Here is a 12,725-nt window from a genome sequence, read left to right as displayed (position 1 = left end):
GTGACGCGCCGATGGGGTGCGGTGCCGATCGCGGTGGCACTGCTGGTCCTGGCCGCCTGCGGTGACGGGGGTGCCGACAGCGCCGCACCGACGTCGCAGACACAGAACGTCTTCGAACAACAGCGCACCGACGGTGTGCGGGCGACTCTGGCGAAGCTGAGCGCGGCGCAGAGAGCCGGCGACGCGACCGCGATCGGGGCACTGGTCGACGTGACCGCCGCCCCGGCGTTCCGCCAGACCCTCGTGGCCGAGGGCACCGCCATCCACGACGTGGGTCTCTCCACGCTCGACTACCGCATCGACCCGTCCAGCTCCGGCGGTCTGGGTGAACAACTCCTCCCCGAGGCGGTCCAGTCCCGACTCGACGACGCGGGAAGCTCCGACTCCTGGGTCGTCCCCACCGTGCTGCGGTACGCCCTGTCCGGTGTCGACGAACCGCCGGTCACCGTCACCGACCCGCTCGTGTTCGCGCGTTACGGCGACGACTGGAAGATCGTCGGCCAGGCGGGACCGCTGCTGGGGACCTCCGCCGCCCCTCCGCCGCAGTTCTTCGACTTCCCGGGCGTGGCCGCACGTCGCGTCGCGACCGGCGGCAAGCAGTCCGTGGTGCTCGACTTCCCGGGCAGCCGGGCGTTGGGGGCCCGCCTGCAGTCGGCGATGCCGGGAGCGGTCGCCGCGGTCTCGGCGTTCTGGGGGCCCGACTGGCCGCGTCGCACCGTCGTCGTCGCGACCGACTCCACCACGGCCTTCTCCGCCCTGTCGCGCAGTGCGCCGGCCGATGCGAGCGCTGCTGCGGCCGCGACCGTCTCGGCCTCCGACGACGCCGTGGGCGGATACACGGTGGGCCAGCAGGTGGTGTTCACCCCCGGCGCGATCACGGGTCTGCCCGGCCCCGCACTCGACGTGGTGCTGCGACACGAACTGACCCACGTCGCCGCCCGCACCTCGACCAAACCCACCGCCGCGACCTGGGTGACCGAGGGGGTCGCGGAGTACGTCGGACGTGCGGGCACCTTTCGGTCGATCAGCGACGCCGCGCCAGACCTGATGGCCGAGGTCGCGGCCGGATCGGTGCCGACGGGCCTGCCCGCCGACGACGCGTTCACGGTGTCCGGGGCCGGGGCGCCGGTCGCGTATCAGACCGCATGGTCGTTCGCGGCCTACGTGGCGCAGACCCACGGCGCCGCCGATTTGAAGAAGCTCTATCTGTCTCTCGCGGGCGGGCCCAGCACCCCCGCCCAACAGGCGCAGGCCATGACCGCCGCTCTCGGCGGTCCCGGCGCCGCGGTCATCTCCGGCTGGCAGCAGTGGCTGCGCGACGCCGCCCGACGGTGACGCGCGAGCGATCGATGAACCGAACCCTGCTGGTCACCAACGACTTCCCGCCGCGTGCCGGCGGAATCCAGTCGTATCTGCTGAACCTGGTGGAGCGGATGCCCGCGCGCGACATCGTCGTCTACGCGCCGCGCTGGCGGGACTGCGAGGCGTTCGATGCGGCACAACCGTTCACCGTGGTCCGCCACCGCACCAGCCTCATGCTCCCGACCCCCGCGGTCGCGCGACGGGCCCGCGCCCTCATCGCTGAACACGACATCCACACGGTCTGGTTCGGCGCGGCGGCACCGTTGGCGGTGCTCGCGCCCCATCTCCGCGCCGGTGGCGCACGGCGGATCGTGGCCAGCACACACGGCCACGAAGTGGGGTGGTCGATGCTCCCCGTGGCCCGCCAGGTGCTCGGCCACATCGGCTCCCACGCCGACGTGGTGACCTACGTCAGTCGCTACACCCGCAATCGTTTCGCCGCCGCCTTCGGCGCCGACGCCGCGCTCGAACACCTGCCCCCCGGGGTCGACAGTCGGCGTTTCGTGCCCGATCGCGCTGCGCGCGAACGCATCCGGGACCGTCACGATCTCGGTGACGCGCCGGTGGTGCTGTGTCTGTCACGACTGGTCCCGCGCAAGGGGCAGGACGTCCTGATCGACGCGCTCGCCGACATCCGGCGCAACGTTGCCGGCACCCGGCTGCTCATCGTCGGCGGCGGGCCGTATCGCGAGACGCTCGAACGCAGGGCCCGCGAGGCGGGAGTCGCCGAGCACGTGGTGTTCACCGGATCGGTGGCGTCGGAGGACGTACCGGCCTACCACGCGGCCGCCGACGTCTTCGCCATGCCGACACGGACCCGCGGGGGCGGACTCGACGTGGAGGGGCTCGGCATCGTGTTCCTCGAGGCCTCGGCGTGCGGTGTGCCGGTCGTCGCCGGCGATTCCGGCGGTGCACCCGAGACCGTGCGCGAGGGCGTGACCGGCACCGTGGTGGACGGCCGCGACGTCGCAGCCGTCGGGTTGGCGATCTGCGCGATCCTCTCCGATCGGCCGCACGCCGCCTCGATGGGCGCGGCGGGACGCGATGTCGTTGTGTCCGAATGGCAGTGGGATTCCATGGCCGCGCGACTGATGCAGCTGCTGTAGGACGATGGACCGCGAACCGATGCACGAGGTCGCGCAGACCGGTCGCGGACGGCCGCGCCGATGATGCACTCTGCGGTGTGTGCGCCGAGGTCGATGTGTGAAGCTAGTGCGGTGAGCAGCATCCAGGTGGCCGACGAGACGTTCGTCGCCGCGTCGCCACACGACGCCCCTCACGTCATCGCCGACCGGTCCCGCTGGCGTCGATGGTGGCCCGACCTGCACCTCACGGTGGTCGAGGACCGTGTGGAACAGGGGATGCGGTGGTCGATCTCCGGCGGTGCGAACGGCACCATGGAGGTCTGGCTCGAGGAGGTGCTCGACGGTTTCGTCCTGCACTACTTCATGCACGCCGAACCCGCCGAGACCGACGACGGTGTCGCCGAGCGTTCCGCGCGCCGCCGCGCTGCATGGCTGGCGTCGGCCAACCATCGTCGACGCGTCGCCGGACGCGCGATGTCCACCGAGGTGAAAGACCGCCTCGAAGCCGGACGAGCGGCCGGGGAACCGGCCGTGGGGAGAGGGTGAGTCGATGGCCGACCGCACCGAACAATCGATAGTCATCAACGCCGACGCCGAGGCGATCATGGCGGTCATCGCCGACTTCGCGCGTTACCCCGAATGGGTGTCGGCGGCCGACGAGGTCACCATCACCGACCCCGGCGACGGTCAGCGCGCCAAGCAGGTGCGCTTCCGCCTCGACGCGGGGGTCCTGCGCGACACCTACGAGTTGTCCTACACCTGGGCGCCCGCCGGCGACGCGGTCGAGTGGGATCTGATCAGCAGCGAACTCCAGACCGCCCAACAGGGTCGGTACTCCCTCGTCCAGCAGACCTCGGGCTCGACGAAGGTGACCTACGAGCTGATGGTCGACCTCGCGATACCGATCATCGGGGCTCTCAAGCGGCGCGCGGAGAAGGCGATCACCGATGTCGCGCTGAAGGAACTCAAGAAGCGAGTCGAGGGCTGATCGATCTGGCGCCGGTCCACCTCGTGCTGGGACCGGGGGGAGCGGGTGTGTCGACCATCGCCGCGGCGGCCGCAGTCGGGCCGGTGCGGGGAGGCTCCGACGGACGCGCTCTCCTGATCACCCTCGACCGGTTTCGTCAGGCGTCCCGTGTGTTCGGCGTGTATTCGACTCCGGGCGTTGCCGTTCCGATCTCACAGGGCGCGGCACTGCTCGAGATCGACACCCTCGCACTGTTGGGTGAGGCCTGGTCGGGTCTGCGGGCCCCGGTCTCCCTCGCCGGCGGCGCCGTCACCGAGGGCCTCGGCGACATCGACCCCGAGGAGTTGACAGGGCTGCCCGGTGTCGCCGAACTCCTGGCCTGGCGACGCATCCGCGACGAGGCCGTCTCCGGTCGGTGGTCGCGGATCGTGCTCGACTGCTCCGGCGAGATGGACGCGCTGGGTTTCCTCGGAATCCCGGCGATGGTCGCCGATTACGTGGAGCGTCTCTGGCCCCGCCACCGACGACTGGCCGGCGCGGCCGAGAATCCCCGACTCACCGGTGGCGCGGCCGTGATCGATGCACTGGTGGCCGACTGTCTCGACATCGTCGACCTCCTCGTCGACCCGACCTGCGTACACGCGCACGTGGTCGTCCCGACCGGAATCCACGGCACCGAGATGGCGCACCGTCACGTCGCCGTGCTCGACCTCATGGGCATCGTCACCACAGAGGTCGTCCGCAACCCCGGTGTCGCCTCCGCCGAATCGACGGCCGACATCGACACCACGCCGCCGCGCGACGGTGTTCACGTCGCCGGCGTCGCGGCACTCCCGACGCCGCCACGCACCGTTGCCGCCCTGCGCAAACTGGGTGTCGTGGTCTCCGACGCGCCGGGTCTCGCGGTGGGCAGTCGCGCGGCCGAGGTCGAACACCTCACCGGTACCGGGGTGACCGCGACCTATCGGCTCTCGTGGCGGCAACCGTTGCCCGATCCGCGATCGCTCGCCCTCGGCCGCAGCGGCGACGACCTGCTGGTCACGCTGAGCGGCGTCCGCCACCGCGTGTCGCTGCCGTCGGTCCTGCGCCGGTGCACGGTGACCGACGCCCGATGGGAGGATGGCATGCTGAACATCCGGTTCCAGCCCGATCCTGCGGTGTGGCCCCGGACCGGGCAGGGTGTCGACTGACATCCGCCGTCGTCGGGGCCAGTGGGACCGGCGAGGACGATGACCGATGAGATGACGCGTGTCCTGCCGACACGTGTCGGCGAGTACGCCAGGGAGATGGAATGGACGAATCGGCCCGCGGGGAGAGACCTCCCGACGCGGATCCGATGCGTGCACTCGTCCTCGCGATGCTCGATCGGATCGAACAGTTCGCGACCACCGCCATCAGCGATCGTGACGGAGGACCCGTCGCTCACGGGGAGCGGGCGTCGGCCGACCTCGGTCCGGCCATCCGACAGGCCGTCGACCAGATGATCGCCGAGATCGGTGACATCGTGAACCGCCTCATCGCCGCGGCCATCGCCGTGCTGGAGGCGATCTCGGCGGGCCTCACCGAGGCCGTCGGTGAACGCGCACAACGCACCGCCTCGACCCGACCGGCCCACACGACCGGGTTCGTGCCGATCACCGTCGAGGTCGAGACCGGGGAGCCGCAGTTGTGACCGGCGATCTGACCATCGGGATCGACATCGGCGGCACCAGCATCCGCGCCGCGGTGGTCGACGAACGCGGTCAGATCGTCGACACCGCACGCGCCCAGACACCCGCCACCGCGTGGGCGCTGGAGAAGTGTCTCGACCACATGGTCGACCGGCTGCGGTCGCGGTCCGAGGTGGTGGCGGTGGGCCTCGCGATCGCCGGCTTCCTCACCCCGGACCGCTCGGTGGTCCGCTTCGCGCCGCACCTGCCCTGGCGCGAGACCGCCGTCGCGGCCGAGATGTCTCGCCGCACAGGGCTTCCCGTGTCCTGCGAACACGACGCGAACGCCGCCGCCATCGCCGAACGCCGCTTCGGTGCCGCCGCGGGTGGCCACAACACCATCGTTCTCGCCATCGGTACCGGTATCGGGGTCGGGTTCCTCCTCGATGGGGAGATCTATCGTGGGAGCCACGGTGTGGCGCCCGAGCTCGGCCACCTGCAGGTCGTCGTCGACGGCCGTCCTTGCTCGTGCGGCAAACGCGGATGCTGGGAGAGATATTGCAGCGGAACGGCTCTCGTCGACAACGTCGTCGAGATCGTCGCCGACGGAAGGGTGCCCACGAGTGCCCTGGCGCGCGAGATCGCCGAGGACCCCGGTTCGCTGACGGGGCGACGGGTGGCTGCCGCCGCGCATGACGGCGACCCGGTGGCGGTGGCGGCGTTCGCCGACTTCGCCCGATGGCTCGGTCAGGGCATGGCGATGATCGCCGACATCTTCGATCCCGATCTCATCGTGCTGGCCGGCGGTGTCGGTGCGGCCGGTGGTCTCTTCCTCGACGAGGCGCGCGAACACTACGGCGCCATGGTGACCGGTAGCGGTCACCGACGACTGGCCCGCATCCGCAGCACCCAACTCGGCGAGGCCGCCGGGATGATCGGTGCCGCCGCTGTCGCCAGATCCGATCTTGCCGACGGTGTCCCCGTACTGCACGGGTGAGTAGAGTCGTCCGCAGTCGCGAGTGGTTGCGGATTCGGGGCACGTCGGGTCGATCGGAGTTGCTGGGGTATGTGGTACTGGCTGTTCAAGTACGTCCTGTTGGGGCCGGTCCTCAAGCTGGTCGGTCGACCCCGCGTCGAGGGTCTCGAGAACCTCCCGTCGCGCGGCCCGGCGATCCTCGCCAGCAATCATCTCGCCGTCGTCGACAGCTTCTACCTCCCGATGGCCGTCCCGCGGCGTATCTACTTCCTCGCCAAGAGCGAGTACTTCACCGGCACCGGCCTCAAGGGCGGCTTCCAGCGGTGGTTCTTCACCGCGGTCGGCCAGATCCCGATCGATCGCAGCGGCGCCGACGCCGCGGAGAACGCGCTGATCTCCGCGCGCCGCAAGCTCGAGTCCGGTGAGTTGATGGGCATGTACCCCGAGGGCACGCGCTCACCCGACGGACGGTTGTTCAAGGGCAAGACCGGTCTCGCTCGCATCGCCATGGAGACCGGCGTACCGGTGATCCCGGTCGCGATGATCAACACCGACAAGCTGAACCCGCCCGGCACCACCATCCCCCGGCGGGCGCAGATCACGGTGAAGATCGGTAAGCCACTGGACTTCTCGCGCTACGAGGGCATGAACGGCAACCGCTTCATCGAGCGTGCGGTCACCGACGAGATCATGTACGAGCTGATGCGCCTGAGCGGTCAGAAGTACGTCGACATCTATGCCGCCAGTCTGAAGAACGCCCCTGAGGGTGCCGCGCCGGCGATCCCGGGGGAGCGGTCGGAACCCGCCGCCTGACCCACGACGACGATCGTCACGAGGACCACGAGTCCCCACAGGCAGTACGCGTTGCCCGCGACCGCCTCGACCGCCGACCAGCGCGAGGAGTGGACGGGCAGGAACTGGAACGGTCCTGCCGCCATCACCACCGCGCCGACGCCGGCCAGCGCAGCGTACGAACGCCGCACCAGTCGGTCGTCGGTACGCGTCGCCACCACGGCCAACGCGATGATCGCCGGGACCGCCCACACCCAGTGATGCGCCCACGACGTGGGTGAGACCATCACCGCCCACACGGCGACCACCGACACCGCGAGTACCTCACCGCCGAGGCGGTCGCAGTGTCGCAGTGCCATGACGGCGAGCGCGGTCAACGCGACCACCGACAGAGCCCACACCACCTGCTCGGCCGGTCCGGACCAACCGAGCACCCGGATCCAGAATCCGTTGACACTCTGATTGATACCGCCGGACAGGTCGCCGATGCGATCGGTGTGGAAGACGGTGTGGCCCCAGTAACGCACCGAATCCACCGGCGCCCACACCAGTCCCAGCAGGGCCAGGCCGATGAACGTGCCGATCGCGCGGGACGTCGCCCGCCACTCGCGTCGCACGATCAGGAACAGCACGAACGCGAGCGGCGTCAGCTTGATCGCCGCCGCCACGCCGATCAACGTTCCACGCCACCGGGAATCGGTCGGCAGCACCAGCAGATCGACGGCGACGAGCATCATCAGCACGACGTTGACCTGTCCGAAGCCGAGTGTCATCCAGTAGGGGTTGGTCCACAGCGCAGCGGTAGCGACCGCGAGGGCGATCGTCCCGCGGCGGGTGGCGGGTCCGATCTCGAGTCGGGTGACGACGATGCGGGACACGACCACCGTCGCCGCGACGGTCGCGAGCGCGATCGCCGCGCCCGCGACCACCAGGGGCACCACGGTGAACGGCAGGAACGACAGGGCCGCGAACGGGGGATAGGTGAACGGCAGCCAGATCCCGTCGGTGGTGAACGGCATCGACCCCGCGGCGTACAACGATCCACCGTTACGCCACAGCTGTGCCCCGAGCCGGTACACGTCGATGTCGATGCGCGCGAAGTCGCCGAACGAATGGGTCAGCGGCATACCGACCACCCGGAGGAGTGCGGTCGCGGCGAACGCCACGACGACCACGGCCGTCACCGCGCGCGCCGCGATACGCCTAGGCTTTTCCGAATGCGCTTCTTCTACGACTCCGAGTTCATCGAAGACGGACGAACCATCGAGCTCGTCTCGATCGGTGTCGTCGCCGAGGACGGTCGGGAGTTCTACGCGGTCTCCTCGGAGTTCGATCCCGAGCGCGCCGGGGACTGGGTCAGGGCTCATGTGTTGCCACACTTGCCGTCGCCGTCGTCGAAGGTGTGGCGTAGCAGGCGACAGATACGTGACGATCTGTTGAACTTCTTGACCGCCTCAGGTGGCGACATCGAACTGTGGGCGTGGATCGGGGCCTACGACCACGTCGTGCTGTGTCAGCTCTGGGGATCGATGACGGCGCTGCCCCGGCCGATCCCGCGTTTCACCCGCGAGCTCCGCCAGCACTGGGAGGCGCTCGGGCGTCCGCCGCTGCCGCCGTCGCCCGCCGACGCCCACGACGCCCTCGTCGACGCGAGACACAATCTGGCCCGATGGAAGGCCATGAGCGAGCTCACCGCCTGACCTGCGCACGACCGCGGGAGGGGCCGCCGAGTGCGGGCACTAAGCTGGCCCGGTGGTGAACTGGACCGTAGACGTACCCCTCGACGAACTGCCCGAGCTGCCCCCGCTTCCCGGTGCTCTGGCCGATCGCTTCGCGGCGGCCCTCGAACGGCCCGCGCTCCAGCAGCCGAGCTGGCCCGAGGACAAGGCCCGAGCGATGCGCACCGTGCTCGAGAGCGTGCCGCCGATCTGTATGCCCGAGGAGGTGCACCGCCTCTCGGGCCAGCTGGCCCAGGTCGCGCGCGGTGAGGCGTTCCTGCTGCAGGGCGGCGACTGCGCCGAGACCTTCGTCGACAACACCGAACCGCACATCAAGGGCAACATCCGCACCCTGTTGCAGATGGCCGTGGTGCTCACCTACGGCGCGAGCATGCCGGTGGTGAAGGTCGCCCGCATCGCCGGGCAGTACGCGAAGCCCCGGTCGTCGAACACCGATGCCCTCGGTCTGCCGTCGTACCGCGGCGACATGGTCAACGGGTTCGTCGCCGACGAGGCGGTTCGCGCCCACGATCCGTCACGCCTGGTACGCGCATACGCCAACGCGAGCGCCGCCATGAACCTGGTGCGCGCCCTCACCGGTGCGGGCCTCGCCGATCTGCATCGCGTCCACGACTGGAACCGCGAGTTCGTGCGGACCTCGCCCGCCGGTGCCCGCTACGAGGCGCTGGCCTCCGAGATCGATCGGGCCCTGCGCTTCATGGACGCCTGCGAGGTGCGCGACTCGAATCTGGAGTCGGCCAACATCTTCGCCTCCCACGAGGCACTGGTGCTCGACTACGAGCGCGGCCTGCTGCGTCTGGCCGAGAACCCCGCCGACCCCGAGGGCGACCCGGTGCTGTTCGATCTGTCCGCCCACTTCCTGTGGATCGGTGAGCGGACCCGCCAGCTCGACGGGGCGCACATCGCGCTGGCGGAGCTGATCGCCAACCCGATCGGTGTGAAGATCGGCCCGACGACGACGCCCGAGCAGGCCGTCGAATACGTCGAGCGCCTCGACCCGCACCGCGTCGACGGTCGTCTGACGCTGGTGGCGCGGATGGGCAACGGCACCGTGCGCGACGTGCTGCCGCCGATCGTCGCGGCCGTCGAGGCGACCGGCCACAAGGTGATCTGGCAGTGCGATCCGATGCACGGCAACACCCACGAGGCGTCGACCGGGTTCAAGACACGGCACTTCGACCGGATCGTCGACGAGGTCCAGGGGTTCTTCGAGGTCCATCGAGCCCTGGGCTCACACCCCGGTGGCGTGCACATCGAGCTCACCGGCGAGGACGTCACCGAATGTCTCGGTGGCGCACAGGACATCTCCGACCTCGACCTGGCCGGCCGCTACGAGACCGCCTGCGACCCGCGACTCAACACCCAGCAGTCACTGGAGCTGGCGTTCCTCGTCGCGGAGATGCTGCGCGGCTGAGGCCGATCCGTCCGTCCACAACTCACACCGATGACGTTCGGCGCGTGGACTATCCACTCGCCGGGCCTCAGCGGTGCGATCTGTGTACGCGAGGCGCGCTCAGGCGAACTGCGTTCCGAGCCACCAGCCGCCGACGGCCATGGCGATCGCGAGGATCGCGATCACCACGGTGAGAAGCCGTGCCCGACGGCGTGCCCGCAGGCGGGCCTCGGCGAACTCCGCGGCGTGCGCGGCCAGGCGGGGACGTGCGCGGTCCTCGTCGTCGAACCGTGGACCGTCGAACCGAGGGTCGTCGCGCGGATCATCCCGGTCGTCGAAGCGTGTGCGCGAGGTCGGCGGCGGACCGACCGGGCCCGAGTCCATCATCCGGGTGTCGGTGCGCGGCACGGGTCCTCGGGGGGCCGGCGGGGCCACCGGGTCGCGGCCGTTGCGATAGGCGACCACGGTCTCGCGCTCGGCCGACCGTGTCGGGGCGGGAACGGTGAACGGCGGCAGGCGCAGGTCGTCGATGATCGACTCGAGGGCGTCGAGCATGTCGTCGCCGTCGGCGAAACGTGCCGCGGGATCGCGGGCGGTCGCCGTCAGCACGAGATCGTCGAACTCCCGCGGCACCCCGGCGATGACCCGGCTCGGCGGTCCGACGTCGCGGTGCAACCTCGCGTACGCCAGCGCGAGCGAGGTGTCGCCGGTGAACGGTGTTGTCCCGGTCAGCATCTCGTAGACGAGGATGCCCATCGAGTAGATGTCGCTGCGGGCGTCGGAATCGGCCGACTCCACCTGCTCGGGCGACAGATAGGCCGCCGTACCGAGGATCACGCTGTCGGAGGTGATGCCCGCCGCGGCGATCGCGCGCACCAGGCCGAAGTCGACGACCTTCACGTCCCCGCTGTCGGAGATCAACACGTTCTCGGGTTTGACGTCGCGGTGGACGAGACCGTGCGCGTGCGCCGCGCCCAGTCCGCCGAGCACCGGCACCGCCACGGCCGCGACCGCGTGCGGGGGCATGGGCCCGCGCTCGGTGAGCAACTCCCGCAGTGTCCCGCCCTCGACGAGTTCCATCACGAGGAAGGCGTATTCGCCGTCGACGCCCTGGTCGTAGACCGGCACCAGACCGGGATCCTTGAGACGGGCCACCGAGCGTGCCTCGAACTCGAACCGCGACAGGAACTGTGGATCGGCGCTGTACCGGGGATCCATCACCTTCACCGCGACCGGCCGGTCGAGGCGCAGATCCATCCCGAGGTAGACGCTCGACATGCCACCGCGCGCGATGAGCGCATCGATCCGGTAGCGGCGTTCGAGCCGCGCGCCCAGCAGGACGTCGCGAACGGCACTCACGTGCGCACGCCCATCTCTGCGGTGTCCATCCGATCAGCCTAGCGAGCCGCAGGTGTGTCACCCGTGCAGGCGTGGTGGTGCCGACGTCACGTTTCGGTAGGGTCTCCCGCGTGGCCTCCCTTCCGATGACCGTTGTCGACCTGCCCGACGGCGAGCCCCTGCTCGACATCTCCGGTGCGGCCGGGCGCCTCGGGCTCTCGGCGGGAAAGATCCGCACGATGGTCGCCGAGCACGAGTTGCTGGCGGTCAACGTCGAGGGCCAGCCGATGATCCCCGAGGTGTTCTTCGACGACGACGGCATCGCCAAGCACCTCACCGGACTCATCGCCGTGCTCTACGACGGTGGTTTCGACCGCGACGGGGTCATGCGGTGGCTGTTCACCGTCCACGACGATCTGGGCGAGTACCCGGCCCGCGCGCTGCACGGGCATTCCGCCCGCGAGATGATCCGGCGGGCCCAGGCACTCGGGTTCTGACCCGTATCGCACGCGACGCCGCGGCTGGGGCATCATCACGACCATGATCTCAGCGGTTCGGCGGGCGGTGCTGGCGCTCGGTGGTTCGGCGCTCATGGTGGTGACCGGGATGGTCGGGGTTCCGCCCACGGTGAGCGCACAGAGTCCACCTGCGACGCCGTCGGCCTGTCCGGCCGCGGTCGTGATGCCCGCGCGGGGCAGCGGTGACCCGGTCCTGGCGCCCCAGCGCTACGGGCGGGTCGTCTCCGACGGCTACGAGGGTCCGCTGTTCCACACCCTGCTGGCGGCGACCTACTCCGGGGCGCCCGCGGACATCGCCGGGGTGCCCGTGGTGACCACCGGTCCCGGCTACCAGGCGGTGTCGATCGAGAACGGCACGCGCAACCGGTCTTTCGGCGTGTCGATCGCCTCGGGGGTCTCGGCTCTCATCGACCGATACGACAGGGCGGCGGCCGCAGGCGGCCCCGGCTGCCGTCCGACGGCGGTCCTGCTCGGCTACTCCCAGGGCGCCGCAGTGGTGCGCACGGTCGCCCGGAGGTTGGCGCCGCGCGGCGTGGTCGGTGCGGTCATGCTGTTCGGTGACCCCCTGCAGATCCCCGGAGGAGACGGTGTCCACGGTGCCGGTTCGACGGGCACGGGAATCTGGCGCACCGACGCCACCGCCGCGGTCTCGGGTGTCGACAACATCGGCGCCGACTCCTACTACCGGCTTGCGCGCATCGCCCGGTGGTCGCTGTGCCACGGCGGTGACCCGGTGTGCGGCTTCGGTCCCGGAGCCGATCTCCTGGGGCAACAGCACGTGAACTATCTGCGCGACGGACTGCGGTACGTGCCGGCGGCGGGACGCCCCGCATCGCCGCGGACCGAGATGCAGGAGGCGGTCGCCGTACTGCGCGACTACCTGCGCAGCGCGTCGACCCGCTGACC

Annotated in this window: 14 protein-coding genes; 12 read left to right on the top strand and 2 right to left on the bottom strand. The window is 70.2% G+C overall.

The genetic code is table 11. The features are described from left to right. From ASG12_RS12385 to ASG12_RS12350, 8 genes are all read left to right on the top strand, one after another. Positions 1-1,335, top strand: a complete 1,335-nt coding sequence (locus ASG12_RS12385) for a hypothetical protein (RefSeq protein WP_055789958.1) — start codon at positions 1-3, stop codon at positions 1,333-1,335. Positions 1,336-1,349: 14 nt separating this feature from the next. Then, positions 1,350-2,468: a glycosyltransferase family 4 protein gene (locus ASG12_RS12380; RefSeq protein WP_055790800.1), complete on the top strand. Its 1,119-nt coding sequence runs from the start codon at positions 1,350-1,352 to the stop codon at positions 2,466-2,468. A gap of 111 nt (positions 2,469-2,579) precedes the next feature. Further along, on the top strand, positions 2,580-2,993 hold the full coding sequence (locus ASG12_RS12375; RefSeq protein WP_055789955.1) for a hypothetical protein: 414 nt from the start codon (positions 2,580-2,582) through the stop codon (positions 2,991-2,993). A gap of 4 nt (positions 2,994-2,997) precedes the next feature. Next, positions 2,998-3,435, top strand: coding sequence for an SRPBCC family protein (locus ASG12_RS12370; RefSeq protein ID WP_055789952.1), 438 nt, complete (start codon positions 2,998-3,000; stop codon positions 3,433-3,435). Between the two features lie 23 nt (positions 3,436-3,458). Continuing rightward, positions 3,459-4,604, top strand: a complete 1,146-nt coding sequence (locus ASG12_RS12365) for an ArsA family ATPase (RefSeq protein ID WP_055789949.1) — start codon at positions 3,459-3,461, stop codon at positions 4,602-4,604. 101 nt (positions 4,605-4,705) lie between these two features. Next, a complete protein-coding gene (locus ASG12_RS12360) occupies positions 4,706-5,086 on the top strand; it encodes a hypothetical protein (RefSeq protein WP_055789946.1) in 381 nt (126 codons plus the stop codon). Then, complete coding sequence (locus ASG12_RS12355; protein ID WP_055789943.1) at positions 5,083-6,060, top strand: ROK family protein; 978 nt, start codon at positions 5,083-5,085, stop codon at positions 6,058-6,060. The genes ASG12_RS12360 and ASG12_RS12355 overlap by 4 nt, the downstream gene beginning before the upstream one ends. A gap of 69 nt (positions 6,061-6,129) precedes the next feature. Beyond that, a complete protein-coding gene (locus ASG12_RS12350) occupies positions 6,130-6,852 on the top strand; it encodes a lysophospholipid acyltransferase family protein (protein WP_045823095.1) in 723 nt (240 codons plus the stop codon). On the opposite strand, the gene ASG12_RS12345 is transcribed toward ASG12_RS12350, so the two are convergent. After that, a complete protein-coding gene (locus ASG12_RS12345) occupies positions 6,774-8,015 on the bottom strand; it encodes a glycosyltransferase 87 family protein (RefSeq protein ID WP_055789939.1) in 1,242 nt (413 codons plus the stop codon). The two genes, ASG12_RS12350 and ASG12_RS12345, sit on opposite strands and share 79 nt — an antisense overlap. Positions 8,016-8,048: 33 nt before the next feature. Between ASG12_RS12345 and ASG12_RS12340 the strand changes: the two genes are divergently transcribed. Both ASG12_RS12340 and ASG12_RS12335 read left to right on the top strand, forming a co-directional pair. Next, positions 8,049-8,531, top strand: a complete 483-nt coding sequence (locus tag ASG12_RS12340) for a polyadenylate-specific 3'-exoribonuclease AS (protein ID WP_055789936.1) — start codon at positions 8,049-8,051, stop codon at positions 8,529-8,531. 52 nt (positions 8,532-8,583) lie between these two features. After that, positions 8,584-9,984 carry a class II 3-deoxy-7-phosphoheptulonate synthase gene (locus ASG12_RS12335; RefSeq protein ID WP_055789933.1) on the top strand — a complete coding sequence of 467 codons (1,401 nt, stop codon included), beginning with the start codon at positions 8,584-8,586 and terminating at the stop codon, positions 9,982-9,984. Positions 9,985-10,083: 99 nt separating this feature from the next. Here the strand turns inward: ASG12_RS12335 and ASG12_RS12330 are convergent, their stop codons facing one another. Beyond that, the gene (locus ASG12_RS12330) at positions 10,084-11,322 is read right to left on the bottom strand and encodes a protein kinase domain-containing protein (RefSeq protein WP_055789929.1); all 1,239 of its coding nucleotides are present in this window, start codon (positions 11,320-11,322) and stop codon (positions 10,084-10,086) included. Between the two features lie 110 nt (positions 11,323-11,432). Between ASG12_RS12330 and ASG12_RS12325 the strand changes: the two genes are divergently transcribed. Both ASG12_RS12325 and ASG12_RS12320 read left to right on the top strand, forming a co-directional pair. Beyond that, complete coding sequence (locus tag ASG12_RS12325) at positions 11,433-11,798, top strand: Rv2175c family DNA-binding protein (RefSeq protein WP_055789926.1); 366 nt, start codon at positions 11,433-11,435, stop codon at positions 11,796-11,798. A 43-nt stretch (positions 11,799-11,841) separates the two neighbouring features. Then, entirely contained in the window at positions 11,842-12,723 is an 882-nt protein-coding gene (locus ASG12_RS12320; RefSeq protein WP_082501942.1) for a cutinase family protein, read from the top strand. Positions 12,724-12,725: the final 2 nt, after the last annotated feature.

It is taken from the genome of Williamsia sp. Leaf354 (genome assembly GCF_001424365.1).
Lineage (GTDB): Bacteria > Actinomycetota > Actinomycetes > Mycobacteriales > Mycobacteriaceae > Williamsia_A.
The sequence above is the reverse complement of the archived record's forward strand: the minus strand, read 5'-3'. Positions and strand labels throughout refer to the sequence as shown.